This is a genomic window from Echinicola sp. 20G (assembly GCF_015533855.1).
In the GTDB taxonomy this organism is placed as follows: Bacteria; Bacteroidota; Bacteroidia; order Cytophagales; family Cyclobacteriaceae; genus Echinicola.
The window spans coordinates 4,779,031-4,798,784 of sequence record NZ_AP024154.1; the positions used below are offsets into that span (position 1 = coordinate 4,779,031).

Annotated in this window: 18 protein-coding genes; 15 read left to right on the plus strand and 3 right to left on the minus strand. The window is 40.0% G+C overall.

The annotated features are described in order from the left end of the window. Positions 1-14: 14 nt before the first annotated feature. The 12 genes from JL001_RS19320 (at position 15) to JL001_RS19375 (ending at position 13,209) form a co-directional block, all read left to right on the plus strand. On the plus strand, positions 15-1,319 hold the full coding sequence (locus tag JL001_RS19320) for a toxin-antitoxin system YwqK family antitoxin (protein ID WP_200979145.1): 1,305 nt from the start codon (positions 15-17) through the stop codon (positions 1,317-1,319). Between the two features lie 125 nt (positions 1,320-1,444). Continuing rightward, on the plus strand, positions 1,445-2,380 hold the full coding sequence (locus JL001_RS19325) for a phosphoribosylaminoimidazolesuccinocarboxamide synthase (RefSeq protein ID WP_200979147.1): 936 nt from the start codon (positions 1,445-1,447) through the stop codon (positions 2,378-2,380). A 57-nt stretch (positions 2,381-2,437) separates the two neighbouring features. Further along, positions 2,438-2,815 (plus strand): STAS domain-containing protein, encoded by a 378-nt coding sequence (locus JL001_RS19330; RefSeq protein WP_200979149.1) that lies wholly within the window; start codon positions 2,438-2,440, stop codon positions 2,813-2,815. Positions 2,816-2,817: 2 nt separating this feature from the next. Beyond that, on the plus strand, positions 2,818-3,732 hold the full coding sequence (locus JL001_RS19335; RefSeq protein WP_200979150.1) for a ribonuclease Z: 915 nt from the start codon (positions 2,818-2,820) through the stop codon (positions 3,730-3,732). A 3-nt stretch (positions 3,733-3,735) separates the two neighbouring features. Further along, complete coding sequence (locus JL001_RS19340; RefSeq protein WP_200979151.1) at positions 3,736-4,539, plus strand: queuosine precursor transporter; 804 nt, start codon at positions 3,736-3,738, stop codon at positions 4,537-4,539. A 133-nt stretch (positions 4,540-4,672) separates the two neighbouring features. Continuing rightward, positions 4,673-5,104, plus strand: a complete 432-nt coding sequence (locus tag JL001_RS19345) for a DoxX family protein (RefSeq protein WP_200979152.1) — start codon at positions 4,673-4,675, stop codon at positions 5,102-5,104. A 363-nt stretch (positions 5,105-5,467) separates the two neighbouring features. Then, positions 5,468-8,314 (plus strand): TonB-dependent receptor, encoded by a 2,847-nt coding sequence (locus JL001_RS19350; protein ID WP_200979153.1) that lies wholly within the window; start codon positions 5,468-5,470, stop codon positions 8,312-8,314. 21 nt (positions 8,315-8,335) lie between these two features. Further along, positions 8,336-9,562, plus strand: coding sequence for a Ca2+-dependent phosphoinositide-specific phospholipase C (locus tag JL001_RS19355; protein ID WP_200979154.1), 1,227 nt, complete (start codon positions 8,336-8,338; stop codon positions 9,560-9,562). A gap of 34 nt (positions 9,563-9,596) precedes the next feature. After that, positions 9,597-10,820, plus strand: coding sequence for a Ca2+-dependent phosphoinositide-specific phospholipase C (locus JL001_RS19360; protein ID WP_200979155.1), 1,224 nt, complete (start codon positions 9,597-9,599; stop codon positions 10,818-10,820). 114 nt (positions 10,821-10,934) lie between these two features. After that, complete coding sequence (locus tag JL001_RS19365) at positions 10,935-11,471, plus strand: hypothetical protein (protein WP_200979156.1); 537 nt, start codon at positions 10,935-10,937, stop codon at positions 11,469-11,471. Between the two features lie 544 nt (positions 11,472-12,015). Next, positions 12,016-12,633, plus strand: coding sequence for a hypothetical protein (locus tag JL001_RS19370; RefSeq protein ID WP_200979158.1), 618 nt, complete (start codon positions 12,016-12,018; stop codon positions 12,631-12,633). A gap of 21 nt (positions 12,634-12,654) precedes the next feature. Continuing rightward, complete coding sequence (locus tag JL001_RS19375) at positions 12,655-13,209, plus strand: hypothetical protein (protein ID WP_200979159.1); 555 nt, start codon at positions 12,655-12,657, stop codon at positions 13,207-13,209. A gap of 17 nt (positions 13,210-13,226) precedes the next feature. On the opposite strand, the gene JL001_RS19380 is transcribed toward JL001_RS19375, so the two are convergent. Both JL001_RS19380 and JL001_RS19385 read right to left on the minus strand, forming a co-directional pair. Further along, positions 13,227-14,249 carry a bile acid:sodium symporter family protein gene (locus tag JL001_RS19380; RefSeq protein ID WP_200979160.1) on the minus strand — a complete coding sequence of 341 codons (1,023 nt, stop codon included), beginning with the start codon at positions 14,247-14,249 and terminating at the stop codon, positions 13,227-13,229. Positions 14,250-14,258: 9 nt separating this feature from the next. Next, positions 14,259-15,002 (minus strand): RNA methyltransferase, encoded by a 744-nt coding sequence (locus JL001_RS19385; RefSeq protein ID WP_200979161.1) that lies wholly within the window; start codon positions 15,000-15,002, stop codon positions 14,259-14,261. A gap of 15 nt (positions 15,003-15,017) precedes the next feature. Here JL001_RS19385 and JL001_RS19390 point away from each other — a divergent pair, with 15 nt between their 5' ends. Genes JL001_RS19390 through JL001_RS19400 form a run of 3 tightly spaced genes read left to right on the plus strand, consistent with a single transcriptional unit; the run spans position 15,018 to position 18,962 of the window. Beyond that, positions 15,018-17,435, plus strand: a complete 2,418-nt coding sequence (locus JL001_RS19390; protein ID WP_200979162.1) for a BamA/TamA family outer membrane protein — start codon at positions 15,018-15,020, stop codon at positions 17,433-17,435. Positions 17,436-17,468: 33 nt separating this feature from the next. Beyond that, positions 17,469-18,374: an oxygen-dependent coproporphyrinogen oxidase gene (gene hemF / locus JL001_RS19395; protein WP_200979163.1), complete on the plus strand. Its 906-nt coding sequence runs from the start codon at positions 17,469-17,471 to the stop codon at positions 18,372-18,374. A 3-nt stretch (positions 18,375-18,377) separates the two neighbouring features. Beyond that, positions 18,378-18,962, plus strand: a complete 585-nt coding sequence (locus JL001_RS19400; protein ID WP_200979165.1) for a phosphatase PAP2 family protein — start codon at positions 18,378-18,380, stop codon at positions 18,960-18,962. Between the two features lie 134 nt (positions 18,963-19,096). On the opposite strand, the gene JL001_RS19405 is transcribed toward JL001_RS19400, so the two are convergent. After that, positions 19,097-19,684, minus strand: a complete 588-nt coding sequence (locus JL001_RS19405) for a riboflavin synthase (RefSeq protein ID WP_200979167.1) — start codon at positions 19,682-19,684, stop codon at positions 19,097-19,099. Positions 19,685-19,754 lie beyond the last annotated feature (70 nt).

The window sequence follows — 19,754 nt, forward strand, 5'->3', positions numbered from 1 at the left end:
TTATCGGAATATTTATGCATCTCAAGTTTATTTGTGTCCTTCTTTTGACCTTTACCAGTTTCCTGAGCGCCAAAGGCCAAGAAGAGGTAAAAACCTTTTATGATGAAGAAAACACACAAATAAAAGAAGTGTATCAAACGGTAAATGGTCTCATTGAAGGGCCTTACCGTTTTTTTTATGAAGATGGTTCTCTACAACTTTTGGGACAGTTAAGCCAGGGAAAGAAAGAAGGCCTCTTTGTGAGTTTTTACCCTAATTCCAAAGATACCCTCAAAATCATCCCCTACAATAATGACAAGAGGAATGGCATGGTCAAGTCTTTCGACCAAGAAGGAAAACTTATACAAAAAGCGCATTTTTCAGAAGACCTTATGCAAGGTGAGCTGATCACATTTTACCCTAGTGGCAATCCAAAAATCAAAGCCGATTTTCAAGATAATAAACCTCACGGAGAGAACATCCAGTACTATGAAAATGGTCAAATTATGACCGTTTCCCATTATGATCATGGTGTCATGGATGGAGAACTAAAATCCTTTTATGAAGACGGTTCGGTCAAGACCCTTGAAAATTATGACATGGGAGAATTGGATGGAACTGTAACATCCTATTTCCCCAATGGACAGATGGAAGAACAGTCCAACTATAAGGAAGGAATACAGAATGGCTCTTATGAGAGCTATTATGAAGATGGAAAAATCCATCAAAAGGGAGAATTCAAAAAAGGCAAACCAGAAGGCAACTTTAAGTCCTTTTACCCGAATGGCGCCACCAAAGAAATCGCCTCTTATAAAAAAGGACTCCCAACTGGTAACGAAATTCTATATTATCCGTCTGGAAAGAAATCAGAATTGATCAGTTATGATGGTGAAGGTCAAACAGCCAGTCACGTGTTTTACCATGAAAATGGCCAAATCCTGAAAAAAATTTATTTTAGAAATGGTCTACCCAATGGAATGGTCACGGTTTATGATGAAGCTGGTCACAAACAAGAAACCATTCCTTATAAGCAGGGAAAATGGGATGGTGTCTATCAGAGGTATCGGGAAGGAAGGCTAATTTTAGAGCGGTCTTTTAGGGCTGGGAAACAACATGGTGAAGAGAAAAGCTACTATGACAATGGCCAACTAAAGGAACTGACTAGCTTTGAGCTTGACTGGAAAAGCGGCCCTTATCAACAATACAATGAGCAAGGTCAATTACTGGTAACCGGAAACTTTTGGTACAACAAAAAATATAAGGAATGGAATTATTATGATGAGAAAGGAACCTTGATCAAAACAGAAAACTTTAACAAAGAAGGCAAAATAATCAAATAATTTTATCCATTTAAAAGGTTAAAATCAGCCTAAACCCTATTTTTGTTATTTAAAATTCAATTATCAAAAAAATAGGACAGTGAAGCAAATTGGCTTACTGCCAACCTTGATTTAAAAGCATCATCATGAATACAGCTATAAAAGAGACCAATTTTGAATTCTCCAACCAAACAGGCTTTTACAAAGGAAAAGTAAGGGATGTTTATATGTTTGAGGATAAAATTGCTGTTGTTGCCTCAGATAGGATTTCTGCTTTTGATGTGGTTTTACCGCTTCCCATTCCTTTCAAAGGCCAGGTTTTGAACCAAATTGCAGCCAAGTTCCTAAAGGCCACTGCCGATATTGTTCCTAATTGGGTGACATCCACACCTGATCCCAATGTGACTATCGGTAAAAAGTGCGAACCTTTTAAAGTGGAAATGGTTATCAGAGGGTACTTGGCCGGACATGCTTGGAGAGAATACAGGGATGGAAAGAGAAGTATCTGTGGGGTAAGCCTTCCAGAAGGACTCAAGGAAAATGACAAGCTGCCAGTTCCTATCATCACTCCTACTACCAAGGCAGATGAAGGGCATGATGAAGATATCAGCCGTGAGGATATCCTAGCAAAGGGAATTGTCAGTGCTGAAGATTATGCGGTGCTGGAAAAATATACCAGGGCTTTGTTTCAAAGAGGTACTGAAATCGCTGCTGAAATGGGATTGATCTTGGTGGACACCAAATACGAATTTGGGAAATACCAAGGTAAAATCTACCTGATCGATGAAGTGCACACACCTGATTCTTCAAGGTACTTCTATGCGGACGGTTATGAGGCCAACCAAGAAGCCAATCAAGCACAAAAACAACTCTCCAAAGAATTTGTGAGACAGTGGCTGATTGCCAATAATTTCCAAGGAAAGGAAGGGCAGTCAGTGCCCAATATGCCAAATAAAATTGTAAATGATATTTCGGAACGTTATATTGAGTTGTACGAAAAAATTACCGGTGAAGCGTTCATCAAAGCGGACAATACCAATATGATGGACAGAATCAAGAAATCCATTGAAGAGAACATTTAGTTCTTCACCATTAAATAAAAGCAGGTCAATAAAATGGCCAAAATCAAACCCTAAATCATGAAGTACGCAGTAGATAAGAAAGAGCAATACGTCATCTTTACACTTCAGGAAGAAAAGTTGGATTCCCCACTTTCTCCTGTGTTGAAATCAGAACTTCTCACTGTCCATGCAGAAGGTTATCACAACCTTATCCTGGATATGAGCCAAGTAAAATATGCTGACTCCAGTGGCTTAAGTGCTTTGTTGGTTGGTCACAGGGCATTTAGTGAAGATGGAGGTATTTTCATCATTTCATCCCCTCAAGAGCATGTGACCAAGCTGATCAAAATTTCTATGTTGGACAAAGTATTGAATATTGCTGAGTCACAGGAAGAAGCTGCCGATGCGATATTTATCCACGAAATTGATGGAAGCAAGGAGGAAGAAGAGAACTAAATTTGGAATTTACAGTAACCATTTTAGGCTCCAATTCTGCCGTTCCTGCACATGAAAGGAACCAGACTTCTCAGATCATCACCATGGGCAATGAGCTAATGATGGTGGACTGCGGAGAGGCGACACAAATTCAATTACAGCGGTATAAAGTAAGGTCATCGAAGATCAAATACATCTTTATATCGCACTTACATGGAGATCATTACCTTGGATTGATGGGAGTGATCTCCACTTTTCATTTAAATAAAAGGAAAGAGCCATTGACAATTTTTGGGCCGAGAGGATTAGATGAAATTATTACTACACAGCTGAAATATGGCAATACCAAGCTGAATTACCCATTAAAATTTATCCGCACTGATTCAGATCAACAGCAACAGCTTGTTGATGCCAAAAGGTTCAAGGTATTTAGCTTTCCTTTAAAACATCGCCTGCCCTGTACCGGCTTTCTTTTTGTGGAAAAACTAGGTCAAAAGAACTTGGTCAAGGAAAAACTCTTAGAAAACAAACTCAGTATCCAGGCTATTAATACCCTGAAAAACGGCAAAGATTTCTTGGACGAAGAGGGGAATGTAAAATATGCTGTCAGTGAATTTACCCATCCCAGTCCTTCACCCAGAAAATACGCCTTTTGTTCCGACACCAAATATGATCTGGAATTGATTCCCTATATTCAGGGGGTGGATTTGCTCTATCATGAATCCACTTTTATGGAAAGTGAACATGAACGCGCGGCTGACACCTATCATTGTACCGCCAAGCAGGCTGCCAGTATTGCCTTAGAGGCAGAAGTAAAAAAGCTGCTCCTAGGCCACTACTCAACCCGTTATATCGAATTGGAGCCTTTATTGATGGAGGCAGAGTCGGTGTTCACCAACAGCCATTTAAGTATTGAAGGTCTGACTTATACCGTTTAGCCTATGGAAACCACTGCAGACAAGTCTTTCCACAATAAAAAAACATCCCTATTTATAGTCTTGAGTGGGATCTTTCTGACGAATGCCATTTTAGCAGAAATCATTGGTGTCAAGATTTTCTCCGGAGAAGCTACCTTGGGGCTTGAACCTGCTGGATGGACATTTTTCGGGAAGTATGTTTTGGATTTCAATCTTACAGCCGGAGCAGTCATCTGGCCTGTTGTCTTTATCACAACCGATATTATCAATGAGTATTTTGGAAAAAAAGGGGTAAGAAAAATAAGCTTCCTGACCGCTGGATTCATTGCTTATGGCTTTGTCTTTATCGCCATTGCCACCTCTCTTCCTCCAGCTCCATTCTGGTTGGATGTAAACAGCACTGATCCCGCAGGGCAGCCTTTTAATATAGAATATGCCTTTGATACCATTTTCAGACAAGGGCTGGGAATTATCATTGGTTCATTGACGGCTTTCTTACTGGGACAGTTGATTGATGTTTATGTGTTCCAAAAACTCAGAAAAATCACAGGATCCAAAATGATCTGGTTGAGGGCTACTGGCTCCACACTGGTATCTCAACTGATCGACTCCTTTGTGGTATTGGGCATTGCTTTTTATGTTTTTGGCAACTGGTCCATAGACCAACTGATTGCCGTGGGTATTATCAACTACATCTACAAGTTTACCGTAGCCATTGTCCTGACTCCCCTACTCTATTTGGGGCACGACATCATCGACAAATACCTTGGAAAAGAAGACGCCAAAAGAATGGCCGAAGAGGCTGCTTCAGACACTTCTTTTTTGTGATCAAAGTTACTTCCAAAAAGTCTAATTGATAAGAAAAACCATCTTGGTCAAATTAAAATAAACTGAAGAGTTAATTATCCTTAACAGGAAAATGCTAAACTCAATTGACTAAGAATCAAACCAAGTTAAAACGATGATAATTAATAACAGAACAATTAAGTTTTTTTTAAGATTAGCCCTATCAAGTGCTTTTCTATCTGCTGTAGCTGACCGATTTGGAATGTGGAGCGATGAAGTTTCGGTATGGGGAAATTGGCAAAATTTCATAAACTATACTCAATTAATAAGCCCTTGGATTCCAAACTCGCTGATTTCAATAATTGGCACAGTTGTCACTGCGCTAGAAATTATTTTTGCATTTTGTCTATTGGTAGGATTTAAGACAGAATTCTTTGCAAAACTAAGCGCTGTTTTATTATTGATATTTGCACTATCAATGACATTTTCAACGGGTATTAAAGGAGCCTTTGATTTTTCTGTTTTTACAGCTTCCGCAGCCGCCTTTGCATTAGGATCGATTAAAGAAAAATATATGGAAGTGGACAAATTGATGATTAATGAATAATCAATTTGACAAACATTTATGCAACCTTAAAGACTCAAATTTCTTATAAATTATACTACCTATTATATCCAATTTTAAAGCATAAAAAAGCCTCCCAACTTCCATTTTTTATAACTAAACTTCTTCCAAAAAGAATCAATTACACCTAAAACCAGTAAGTTTTCCTTGAGTTAATGATTATTTAACCACATCTTAATAATACATAACTAATTGATAATCAATATTTTATAAGTTCAATTTTTAAAGTTTGAACTTTCAAGGGTTCAGATCGCGCGAAGTGAACCCATAATTTGCATTCATTGTACATTTTTGCGGCAGAAAATTTCACTGAATTACTCAAGCAAAGAAAAAATGAAAACAAGGATGCCTATCAGATTATTATTAATGGCTTTGTTCCTACTGACTGCCCAGCTCAGTTTTGGTCAAAGCATGAGCATTACGGGTACTGTGGTGGATCCAAATGGGTCGCTTCCAGGAGCAATGGTTTATATTAAAGGAACCCAAACTGGCGGTACTTCGGATATCTCCGGCAACTTCCAAATCCTAAACCATCATACCGGAGATCAAACTTTGGTTATCTCTTTTATTGGATACAATGCCAAAGAAGTACCATTAAGTGTTGAGGCCGGTAAAGATATCAATTTGGGGCTTATAGAAATGGAGGAAGAGTCAACTGGCCTTTCCGAGGTAGTGGTAAAAGGAACTTACTACCCTTCCCAAATGAGAGCGATCAGTATGAAGAAAAGCTCCAACGCTATTTCTGAAGTTCTGGCAGCAGATGCCATCGGCAAACTTCCAGACAGAAATGCTGCCGAGGCAGTACAAAGGATGCAAGGTGTCTCCATCGAAAGGGACATGGGAGAAGGTAGAAGGGTAATCGTAAGAGGTGCCCCTACCCACTGGACTTCCATCACCCTAAACGGCAACAGACTTCCAAGTGCTGGCGGTGCTAGTGACGAAAGATATACGCAATTGGATGTATTTCCTTCAGAATTGATCCAATATGTTCAATTGAACAAAGCTTTGACACCTGATATTGACGGAGATGCCATCGGTGGCTCGATGAACTTTATCACCAAGTCCTCTCCTAGTGACCAATTGATCAGCGCCACCGTGGCCGGTGGTTACAATACCAACGCCAAATCCCCATCTTACAACACTTCCCTAATTTATGGAGATCGTATCGGTGAGAAATTTGGCTTTATTGCATCTGCCGTGGTTTGGGACAGGACAGCAGGTATTGACCGATATGGTATTGGATACAATTTTTCAAACCCTGACCCGGTACAGTCTTTCTCTATGAACAACCTTCAGTTGAGGGATTATGTAGCCAGAAGAAGGACAGCTGGATTCAATTTGGGCATGGACTACGACATTTCACCAAACAGCAAAATCTATTTTAAAGGACTCTATTCCCAATACTTGGATCAGCAGAAAGTAAGAGAAGCCTATTTCAACTTTGACAATAACAATGCACAACTTCAAGCAAGACACGCCGACTATGTAACAAACCTTTACTCTATGAAAGCAGGTGGAGAATTCAATATCAGCCACCGATTAAAATTGGATGCTTCTTACCAAATCTCTTCTTCTGACTTCAAGTTAAACAGTCCTGATAACTTACCCGAAGATGAAAGAGGTTATCCTATCGTAAACTTTGTACAGCCTATGACCTATGAAGGCCTTTCTTCTGATGGTTTCAAATACTTGGCCATGGACTCTCCTGAGGGCATTGGAGGCTCTTTGGAAAATGTACCAGCCGATTTGGGAGCTCCTCTTGACCCAAACTCAATGAGGTTAAATCAAATCATCCTGCAACAAATGGACAAGAAAGAAACAGATCATACTGGGCAATTTGACTTTACCCATCAAACCAATGATAAACTACAGTTGAAATTTGGTGGTAAGCTGTTGAATAAAGAAAGAGAGTTTAATTCTTCTGCCACCGTAAAAATGCAAGGAGCTTTATTAGGCATTCCAAATAGTCCTGACATGCTGTTCCTTTCTGACATGGAAACAGAATCAACCCCATATGATGGAACCTTCCTGAATGAACTGGGCGATGTATATGACGAGGTGAATATCAGCCAAATCACCAATGACCAAATCGATGCCATGTACACGGATGAGTTTGCTACTCAAAATGGACTGATCACAGTATTGGCAAAAGACGCTCCTTCCAATGCTCCTCAATCTTATACGGGCCAAGAGCAAGTGATCTCTGCCTATGCTATGGGAACCTATCAGGTTAATGAAAAGCTGGAGTTGATTGGTGGGATCAGAAATGAAGTCAACCACTTGGAGTTTACAGGTGCTAGGGTACTTACCGATCAAGATGGGTCTACAGTGGAAGAAGTGACCAGCACAAAAGATTACAATGCTTTCTTGCCAATGGTTCACCTTAAAATGAAGCCCAACAACAACACTATTGTAAGGGCAGCTTATACCCGTACTTACGCAAGGCCAACCTTTAACAGGCTGAACCCTGGTGTACAGATCAATAACCTTACCCAGACCATCACGGAAGGCAACACTGAATTGGATCCGACTTTCTCCAATAACTACGATCTTGCCTTTGAGTATTACCCTGAAGAATTGGGGATATTCTCAGCAGGTATCTTCTACAAGGACCTTTCCAACTATATCTATGATGATCAAAGCATTGAAGTGTACAATGATTTGAATTACCTAAGGTCTCGTCCAGAAAACCTTGAAAGTGCCTGGTTATATGGTATTGAGTTGAGTTATGTCAAGCGTTTCACCAACATGGATAACTTCATGAAGAACTTTGGTGTAGAACTTAATTACTCCTATATCGACTCAGAAGTGGAAATCCCTACTTTCACAGAAGGGGAACAAACAGGAAGTTACAAGACCTCTTTGCCAGAGCAAGCCAACCACATTGGAAATGCCATTGTGTTTTATGAAAACAATAAATTCATGGCCCGCCTTGCCGGTAACTTCAAAGGCAAATATGTCAATGCCATCCGAAGCATTGCTGGTCCTGAGCACTACCGTTGGTTTGGCAATAACTTTACCGTTGATTTTTCATCTTCTTACCTATTGTCAGACAACTTCAGACTATTTGTTGAGCTCAACAACATCACCAACGCACCTAACCGATATTACCATGGTGTGTCTGACAGACCGGAAGAGGCTGCATGGTCAGGAATCCGCGGCCAAATCGGGTTGAGTTTTAACCTCAGATAATTTCGAAAAGCAATCAAGATCATGAAAAATACATTCAATTTTATTGGAAGTGCAGCTCTGCTATGGAGCGCACTTTCCTGTAATCCTCAGGAAGAAACCATTCAGCTAGAGAATGGACAGGTAGAGGTTCCCGCCGATATCAAAATCAATCAGATCCAAGTATTGGGTACGCACAATAGTTACGCAAAGCCTGTTGACACCGCAGTGTTCAACCTTGTAGAACCTATTTTTGAAAAGATGATGGGGCAATTTGCAGCCAGCATGTCCGCAGAGCAAAGGGCCAAATACAAAGAATATCATCCCAATGAAATGCCCATCAGTTCGATGCTTGCTTATGAGCACCCTGATTTCAATACCCAGTTGGATGCTGGATTAAGGTCTCTGGAGATTGATGTCTATTACGACCCTACTGGAAACAGGTTCAACAAGCCAGCGACCTATGAGATCCTAAAGCAAAAGGGCAAAACTGATTTGGCCCCTTTTGATACCGAAGGACTAGACCAACCTGGTTTCAAGGTATTGCATATGGCGGATATCGATTTCAGAACCTACTATCCTACTTTCCAAAAGGCGTTGGAAACGCTAAAAAATTGGTCGGATGCCCATCCTAGCCACACACCTATCTTCATCATGATAGAAGCCAAGGATCAAGGATTCCCTATTTTCCCCAATTCATCCGAGGTATTGCCCTTTACGGAGCAAGCTTTTGATGAACTGGACAACTTGGTCGTTTCCGTCTTGGGCAAGGACAAAATCATCACGCCTGATCAAGTGCGTGGAGATTTTAAGACTTTAGAAGAAGGTATCTTGGCACAGAACTGGCCAACTCTTAAAGAATCCATTGGAAAGTTTGTCTTTATGTTGCTCCCTTCTGCCGGAGGGATGTCAGCTGAAAGTCCTTATGTAAAAAGCCACCCTGCTTTGGAAAACAGGATCATGTTTGTACAATCAGAAAGAGGGCAAGACCATGCTGGTTTCCTTCTTTTGGACAATGCCATTGTAAGGCAAGAAGACATCAAAGAAGCGGTTAAAAAAGGCTATCTGGTACGAACCAGGTCTGATATAGAAACCTATGAAGCCAAAGTCAATGACATGAGCCGCGCGAATGCTGCCTTTGAAAGCGGCGGACAGGTGGTCTCTACTGATTTCTTCAGGCCTGGCAATTCATACGGAACCGACTATGTAGTCAAAATGCCCAATGAACTTCCCATGAGGCTAAACCCAGTCAATTCCAACACCGAGAAATAATCGGATACATTTAAAAGTAAAAGTTAATACTACAATGAAATATACCAACTCCATCAAAGCCTCCATTTTAGGGCTTTGCCTTGCTTTCCAAGGATGTGGTCAAAAAGAGATTGCTATTGAAGGTGGTCGGGTGAAAATTCCAGCCGACCTAAAAATAAACGAAATACAAGTTTTAGGAACCCATAACAGCTATGCTACAAAAAGGGACACTGCCATTTTGAACTTTATTGACCCCATTTTCACAGGGATGATGGGGCAATATTTCAACACCATGAGTGAGGAGGCCAAGGCCAAATACAAAGAATACCATCCCAATCAGATGACCATCAAGGAAATGTTGGCCTACGACTTTCCAGATTTCCCTACCCAGCTGGATGCAGGCATGCGTTCCTTGGCCATTGACATCGTTTATGATCCTAGCGGCAACCGATTTAGTCGTCCGGCTATCTATGATATAATGAAGGCAAAAGGTATTCACCATTACCAGCCTTATGATTCCACTGGAATGGACCAGCCGGGTTTCAAGGTGATGCATATAGCGGATATCGATTTCCTTTCGCATTACAAGACCTTCGAACAGGCTCTTAACGCACTTAAAAGCTGGTCTGATAAGAATCCTACCCATGCGCCAGTTTACATCATGATCGAGGCCAAAGATGCCGGTTTACCGATCTTTCCCAATTCCACCGAAGTGCTTCCCTTTACTGCAGAAGTCTATGACCAACTGGATCATAAACTGGAAAGTGTACTGGGCAGGGAAAAAATCATCACACCAGATGATGTCCGAGGTGATTATGCTACGCTAGAAGAAGCAGTATTGGCCCAAAACTGGCCAACTTTGGAAGCTTCTCAGGGCAAGTTCATCTTTTTGCTTTTGCCAGGAAGTGCAGGGCTATCCAATGACCATTCCTACTTGCAAGACCATCCATCCCTAAAAGGACGTATGATGTTTGTCAAAGCAGATGTAGGACAAGACCATTGCGGATTTCTCTTACTGGACAATGCCATTGTCAGAAAAGGGGATATTGAGGAGGCTGTCAAAAAAGGTTATATGGTCAGGACCCGCTCGGATATCGAAACTTACGAAGCCAAGGTCAATGACATGAGCCGAGCAGAAACTGCCTTCGAAAGTGGTGCCCAAGTCGTTTCCACAGACTTCTTTGAGCCCGGAAATGCTTATGGAACCGACTATGTGGTCAGAATGCCCAACAATCAACCGCTAAGGTTAAATCCAGTCAATCGGGCTGAAGGAAAATAATTCACCCTATAAGTGATCAATAACTTTAAGGCTGCTATGGACAATTTCGTCTGTAGCAGCTTTTATTTTTATTTTGTAGAGTTTAATTTGACCGAAATAAAACACTTTTGAGAAATGAAAAAACTCCTAAGCTACTCTTTACTTTTAATTTTGACTTTCAGTTGCAATGCAAACGACTTTTCTGATACTGAAATGTATTTCGAGACAGACAAAGAAACCTATAGTCCTAATGAAAAATTTGAAATAATTGTTAATATATCTCCCAAACAAGGGGAAAAGAAAATCAGAATTTTAAAGAACTTCAACAATATTAAAATTTCATTTTATACTGAAGACGGAAATTTAGGATTCTCAGAAATTTTAAAAGATAAATTCATTGAGGGGCGAAGTTTATTTGAAGATGAAAGCAAATACATAGATGAATTTATCATTTCAAAATCAGAGCCTTTTAATAAGGCTTTTGAAGGGAGCATCACTGAAAGTAAGAAAAAAATATTTTTTGAAATCCCTGAATTAAACATAAAAGATAGTTTAAATAAATCAGAACTTATCAACAACCCAACGATTATCATTAAAGGAAATTGCAGCAGCGTATATAATGGAATAGAAGAAGTATTCGCACAAAAAGAAATAAAAATTTTAATTGATTAACTATAATTCAATAATATGTGTACCCAAAAGAGTTTACGTATCTAGGAAAATCCAAAATAACAAACGGAATCCAGGAATTCGGCCCTTGGAGCAGTTACGGAGGGCGTTAAGAAAATAAGTTAGCTCGCGTCTTGAAACAGCGAGATCCACTCATTTTCAGCCCAGAGCTAGTGATCCAAAATTAAGTTGAGTAAAACGGTCCTGATCGAAACAGTAATCAGCCCAATTTGAAGAATGCTCCACTGACCTAGATTTTTTGAAAGGCTATTACACATATTCAATAACTCATTATAACAAAAAAGTAAACTTAAATCTCTACCTCACAATTGAATAAGTAAAAACCAGCACACAGTGATGTAAATCCTGTTTTATAAAATTTCACTATTTCCTTCCCTTAATCAACATGCCTAAAACATTCCTGTAAAATGATCATTCCAGGCATTTAGTCAAAATTAAACCAAAGCTAGTTATTTGATCATAAATATACATGAACTATGTTTGCCTGAATACAAACAGTCCATTTTTGGTGATTTACACCTATTCAATGATTCAAGATACTTCAATGAATAAAAATCAATTTTCACAGACGATGGCAAAGAAATCCGAAACCGAACTAAAAGCAATTATTTCGGATGACAAGTCTTACATTGAAGATGCACGACTCGCTGCTTCTTGGGAACTTGAAGCCCGTGGTCAAAAAAGTAATGAAAGTATAGAGATACAACAAGTTATAGTTGATCAAAGCAGGGACAAGAAGCTTGTTTCCAACAAAAGAAAGAAATACATTACAGATGATCCGAGTGCTCCTGAACTGTATACTAAACAAGCTATTATCTTTTTTTCAGTATTTTTCTCTACAGTTTTTGGCGCATTTCTTCTCATGTCTAACCTAAAAACTGTCCAAAAAAGAAAAGCAAGATTTTGGGCCTTAACATTTGGTGTTTGCTATACCATCTTGATGATTTTAATTCTGAATCAGGTTGAAAAGAGTTCCCAATTGGGTTTGGTTTTCAACTTAACTGGAGCAGTCATATTGAGTGAAACATTTTGGAATAGACGAATAGGGAAAGAACTGAAACACAGAAAGAAAAAGATTTGGAAGCCTTTAATTATTTCAATAATTATCACCATCCCTTTTGTACTAGCAATAGTTTATGGATAACCAAAACCTATATGAATACCTATGCTAAGACTAAGCCCAAGTGAGTCTCCTTTTTACATAGCTAACAAAAAATATTGTGATAGTTTAACTTTTCTATTAGATGAAAAAGACATAAAATATTCAGGCTCTATTTCTAGCTATGGGTATGATGTTTCATTTGAAATATCATATAAAGGTAGACGGTATCATTTTAATTACCATAAACATCAAATTTACGATGGTATTGGGATAAGGAATGCTAGAAACTATTCCTATACTAATTTCCGATTTGATTTTAGACTGTTTGATATTATGAAGATCAACCGAGTATTTCCTTTTGAGCAATTGCTAAGAAAAGCGGAGAAACACGTCATTGATGGACAATTTAATATTCTACTCAATAAAAACACCCCAAAGAGAACCTTGAATAAACTAGTTGCTTTTTGTAGGACTACAGAAGTTGTGTATTTAACTTCATCCACCTCCTCAACCAAATGTGCGATTAACAATTTAAACCTCGATCCATGGGAAATTATCCATCTTGTTGAAAAGCATTTGATCCAAAGACCTGCCCATCAAGCTAAAAACAGGTTGTAGTTTCAAACATTTTCAATTCACCTCTTATTTCCCTGAGACCAACTACCTTCATCAGCTTTATTCCTTTCGGCCAGTTGTTGGGCGATCATACTTCCGGAAACCAGCTGTAAGGCATGGTAAAGCATCAAAGGCAAAAGAATCACACCAAAGGTGACTGGATCAGGGAAAAGCACCTTTCCCATGGCCGCTCCCTGAATAAGGGACTTTTTGGAGCCACAAAACAATACGGTGATTTGGTCTTCTCGGCTAAATCCCAACAGTTTTCCCATCCCAAACATCATGGCCGCCATTACCAAAAACAGCAAGAGCATCAACCCGCCCAAAGTCAGTAGAAAAGCCCAGCTTTGTCCCTCAAACATCCCCTGCCCAACGGCTGCAGAAAAAGCCGAAAAGACAATCATCAAAATGATGGACTGGTCCATGTACTTCAACCCTGTACTGTATTTATTCACCCACTTGCCCAATACACCATGTAGCACAAAACCTATAACCACAGGAAATAACACTTGTAAACTCAGCTTCCAAAAAGTATCCAACAGATCAAAGTTCATCTCACTGCCCTCCAAAAACAACTCCATCCAAATGGGCGTAACAAAGATTCCCACAATACTTGAAATACTGGCATTGAAAATGGCTGCAGGAATATTTCCACCAGCAATGGAGACCATTACTACTGAAGCAGAAACTGTGGATGGCAAGGCAGAAAGGTAAAAAGCTCCCAACCAAATGCTACTATCATCAGTCCCAAAAACACTTTTCACCAATAACACGACTGCCGGAAAAACCAAAAAGGTCGTACTTTGAATCAACAGGTGAAGCTTCCAGTTGCCCAAACCGGACCTGAGTTTTACCGGATCCATCTTTACCCCATAGAAGAAAAAAATCAGGGAAACTCCATAATGGGTGATCTCCTTAAAGGGAATAATACTGTCAGGTGCTCCCCATCCAGGAAACATATTGGCCAGGACAATGGTCCCGATCAAGGCAAGAAAGAAACCGTTCAATCCGGCTTTGGTCAAAATACTCTTTAACTGCGTCATGCTGTAAACTCAACTGTTTCTTTTAAAATTGTCGCAGATCACGGCTGTTGCTATTGCGACGTTCAAAGACTCTGCATGACCAAAACGGGGAATGGTCAGTTTTTGTGTAACCAAAGGTGCTAGGACATCAGAAATCCCCTTGGATTCATTGCCCATTAGGATAATCCCTCCCTCAGTGATGGTTTTGGAATGGATATTATCTCCTTCCAAAAAAGCTCCATAAACTGGAAGCTGTTGTTGAGGTAAATAGTCCTTGAGCTCAGTATAGAAAAAGGATACTCGCGTAAAAGAACCCATACTGGAGTTCAGCACTTTAGGGTTATAGAAATCCGCTGTCTCTTTTGAGAAAATCAGTTTCTTGATCCCATACCAATCTGCAATCCTGATGATTGTTCCCAAATTCCCGGGATCCCTAACATCATCCAACGCAATGGCCAGTTCTCCTTTCTCAATATCAAAAGGACTGTTGTCCTTTAGTTTGGCCACAGCCAAAGATCCATCATTGGTTTTGAAGGAACCGGCTGCTTCCAGGTTTTTTGGAGTCACTTGAAAGCACTCGCCCTTGCAGGTATCTATCAGCTTTTGCTGTTCTTCAAAGTATTTGTCTGTATAAAGAAGATGTGTAACTTCAAAATCAGAAAGCAGTAATTCCGTTACATTTTTGGATCCTTCTACAAAAAAAGCATTCTCTTGTTTACGGAATTTTTTCTGTTGTAAGGATTTAATAAACTTAACTGTATTTTTGCTGATCATTAAGGTCGATGAGTTGTGAATAAAACCAAATATATAAACTTTCTTCTTGCCTTTCTTTTGCTTTCTTCATGTTCTTTGACCCGGGGACTAAAAGAAGATGAATACCTGGTCTATGACGTGGACCTAAAAGGTGTCGAAAAAAGCAATGAGGAGAAAGTAAAGGAACTCATCAAACAAACGCCCAATACCAGAATCCCCATACTCAATTTTTCCCCTGGGGTATTTATCTATAACATTGGCAAAATGAACTATGACAGTGCAAAACTGGCCAATAAAAAATTAGAAACAGAAGCCAAGCAAAGGGCAATCGAACTGCAGCTAGACTCTATTCCCGGAAACAACAAATTGGAGAGAAAGTATTTTAAATACAATAACCGGATAGAAGACCTCAACAAAAAACTGGACTATGGCAATTGGTTTATGAGAACGGGCAATCCCAAAACCATCTATGATAGCTCCAAAACCTATGCTTCAGAAAGAGAAATCACCAATTACCTGATCAACCATGGTTTCTTTGATGCGGAAGTGTCCACTTCCTACCATACCAAAGGAAAAAAAATCTATGTAAACTATGACGTAACTGAAAATGAAGGGTACATCATTGATAGCATTTATACCCGCTCTGATGATGAAAATATCTACCGTTTGCTGAGGCAGGACAAAGAAAACAACCTGATCAAAAAAGGAAGAAGATACAATCAGGACAACCTTACCAAAGAAAGACAGCGCGTTGAGGACCTTTTGAAAAACAATGGATATTATACTTTTTCAAAATCCTATATCGAATACAATGTATATAAAGATACGCTTGAAAAAAATGTATCCATAGAGCAGATTATTAGGAAACCTACCTACGCTGACAGGCATAAAGTCTATACTATTGACTCGGTCATCTTTGATATCTCCACTCCTACTGACGTTATCTCCGATCAGGAGGTCAAGCGAGAATTTGATGACATCACCTATGTCATGTACCAAGACCGGTATTCGGAAAGGATCATTGACTCAAGGGTATTCATCAATAAAGGTGATTTGTATAACAAATCAGAAGTATTGGAAACCCAAAGGCAGCTGGCCAACCTGGATATTTTTAGATTTGTCAATATTGCCTTTGACACCTTGGGAAACAATATCACCACTCGGATTTTCACCCAGCCCAATCAAAAATACCAAATCACTAACCAGTTGGGTGCCAGCATTACGGAACAGCTTCCTGGTCCTTTCTTTAGCCACTCTTTGAGAAATAGGAACCTCTTCAGGGGACTGGAAATCTTTGAGTTCAACTTTCGCGCCGGCCTGGAAGGAGTGGTATCAGCTACCACTGCCGGAGGTGTCTATCGCAGTAGGGAATTGAGTACTTCTGCTTCGGTAATTTTCCCTCAGTTCCTCTTTCCTTTCAATCAAAAAGCATTGGAGCAGTATGGTCGGTACAATCCTAGAACAAGAACCCTGATTGGTTACAACTATGTGAATCGGCCTGAATATATCCGGGAAGGTTTCAATACCATCATTGCCTATAATTGGGCTACAAGAAACCAAAGGCAGCAGTACACCATCAATGTTCTGGATGCCAACCTCATCCGTTCCAACCTTGACCCAGCCTTTGAGGAACGCCTATTGGAATTGCAGGAGTTGGGAAACAACCTGATCAACTCCTTTCAGTCTTCTTATGTCAGTAGTATTTCCGGACAGGTCATCATCAACTTCAATGAATATGGTCTGTGGCAAAGGAATCGCTCTTCTCTATGGCGGCTATTTATGGAAAGCGGGGGAACTTCCATCAACTTTCTTAACAAAGAACACTTTCAAGATCGAAGTCTTCAGTATTTTCAGTTCCTGAAATTCCAGTCTGATTTCCGCAGGTACATTCCTCTCAGCAGAAAAAGCACTTTTGCTTACCGTATCAACACAGGAATAGGCGTCCCTTATGGAATCAGTGATGGAGTCTTACCCTATGAAAAGTATTTCTTTGCTGGGGGGAGCACGAGTATCAGGGCCTGGCAACCCAGACGTTTGGGGCCTGGATCATTTACTCCTGCCACCAATGAGGAAGGTTACTTTGATTACCGCTATGAGCAACCAGGTGAAATACTCTTGGAGGGCATGTTTGAATTTCGAAGGGAGCTTTTTGGTTATTTTGATGGAGCATTCTTTATTGATGCAGGAAACATCTGGACCATCAAAGAAGACCCTGCGCGGGAAGGAGCTCAGTTCAAACCTGGTAAGTTTGTCAGGGATATCGCCATTGGTACAGGCTTGGGACTAAGAATGGACTTCGATTTCCTTGTTTTGAGATTGGACATGGGGATCAAGGCGGTGGACCCTGCACAACCTGAAGGGGAGCGCTTTATATTGGACAATATTTCCTTTAAAAAACCTTTGGGTGAAAAAGGCCAAACGGTATTCAATATCGGTATTGGATATCCTTTCTAATCAAGTAATTTTAAAATTGATCAATCATTGACTATGCATAAAATCAGTAAAGAGCAAATCTCTGAAGAGTTCAAAACCATCCAAGACCACATTTGCAGTGAATTGGAGGCTGGGGACGGAAAAGCCAAATTCCATGAAGACCTTTGGACAAGGGAAGCTGGTGGAGGAGGAAGAACCCGCATCATCAAAAATGGAAATATCATCAGCAAAGGTGGTGTGGCATTTTCAGCGGTGCATGGCCCTACCCCGGATAAAATCCTCAAAAAACTCAAACTAGAGCAAGCTGACTTCTTTGCCACAGGGGTCTCTATTGTGATCCACCCTGATAATCCCATGGTACCAATTATCCATATGAATATCCGGTATTTTGAGATGAGCAATGGCACTTATTGGTTTGGAGGAGGGATTGACCTTACCCCACATTATGTTGATGAGGAAGATGCCAAGTTCTTTCATCAGCAATTAAAAGACACCTGCGACCGATATGATTCAAATTGCTATGAAAAATATAAAAAATGGGCAGATGACTACTTCTATTTGCCTCACCGTGAAGAAACCAGGGGTATTGGAGGGATTTTCTTTGACCGCTTGACGGCCACAGAAGAACATTCCTTTGAAGCAACTTTTGACTTTGTAAAATCCTTAGGATACCTCTTCCCCAAAATTTATTGCTACTTTATGGCCAAAAATGCTGCTTTGCCATTTACCGATGAGCACAAAAAGTGGCAAGCACTCAGAAGGGGCCGATATGTGGAGTTTAATTTGGTATGGGATGCAGGAACCAAGTTTGGCTTGGATACCAATGGTAGGACTGAAAGCATCCTTATGAGCATGCCACCACAGGCGGAGTGGGAATACATGAGTATTCCGGAAGAGCAATCCGATGAAGCTAAAACGCTTTCATTGTTGAAAAAAGATATTGACTGGATAAATTATTAATAAGTGATAGAAACAATTAAATATTGGGACGAGGAGTTGTTTCTCTTTCTGAATTCCCAGCATTTTGACTGGTTGAACCCTATCATGTACGGGATTTCTGGTACAGCGATATGGTTGCCATTATATGCTTTTTTGGCTTATTTAATTATCAAAAATCTAGGTAAAGGCAGTATTTGGGTTTTTATTGGAATTGCACTGGCCATCCTTTTCAGTGACCAGTTGACTTCTGGACTCATGAAACCTTTCTTTGAAAGGCCCAGACCTTGTCATGATACAAGGTGGGAAGGCATTATGTTTAATTACAAGCATTGTGGTGGGATGTACGGTTTTGCTTCTTCCCATGCTTCCAACACTTTTGCCTTGGCCACCTATATGCTGATTACCTTTCACAGAAAAGTTAAAGGCTTTGGTTGGTTGTTTCTCTGGGCCGTTATAGTTTCTTACAGTAGAGTTTACCTAGGAGTTCACTACCCTGCTGACGTTTTGGTAGGGGCATTCATAGGAATCTTGATGGGATTGATTGCTTGGTGGATCGTGGTAAAAATCAAAATGACCACCATCCGCAAAGTGGAAGAAATGGATGAATAAGAAGAGCTTGATTGATTCTGATCAAAGTCCATTTTATTCCTCTTCGGTATTTACAACCCCAAACAGGAATTACATCCTGCCCTTTATAATTCTAATTATTCAATACTCTCTACTCACTACTCTATACTCATAAATTAATATCCTTTGATCATCCTTTGGATGTACTTTCCAACAATATCAAACTCCAAGTTCACCTTGTCCCCTACCTTTAGTTGGTGGAAATTGGTATGTTCGTAAGTATATGGAATAATTGCTACTGAAAATCCTCCCGGTATAGAATTAAAGCAGGTCAAGCTGGTGCCATTGATGGTAATGGAGCCTTTTTCTACAGTAACATTTCCTTTGGTATCATCAAAAGAAAAGTCGAATAGCCAACTTCCATCTTGGGAATCCACCTTTTTGACAAAGCCTACCTGATCCACATGTCCCTGAACAATATGTCCATCAAAACGTCCATTAGCAGGCATGCATCGCTCGAGGTTAACCTTCTTTCCTACGCTCCATTCACTCAGGCTGGTTTTTTGAAGCGTTTCATCAATTGCCGTCACCCTATAGACATCTCCTTCTATCTGTACGACAGTCAGACAAACACCATTATGGGCCACAGACTGATCAATTTTTAATTCTCCCGTAATTGGGGATTGAATATCAAAATGGATATTGGTACCTTCTTTGGTGATGGCCTTGATCTCGCCCATTGTCTCCACTATTCCAGTAAACATGAAAAGCTAAAATTTAATGTTCATATAATCAGACAATAAGTAAAATTGCCTTTTCAGGATTAAAATTAAG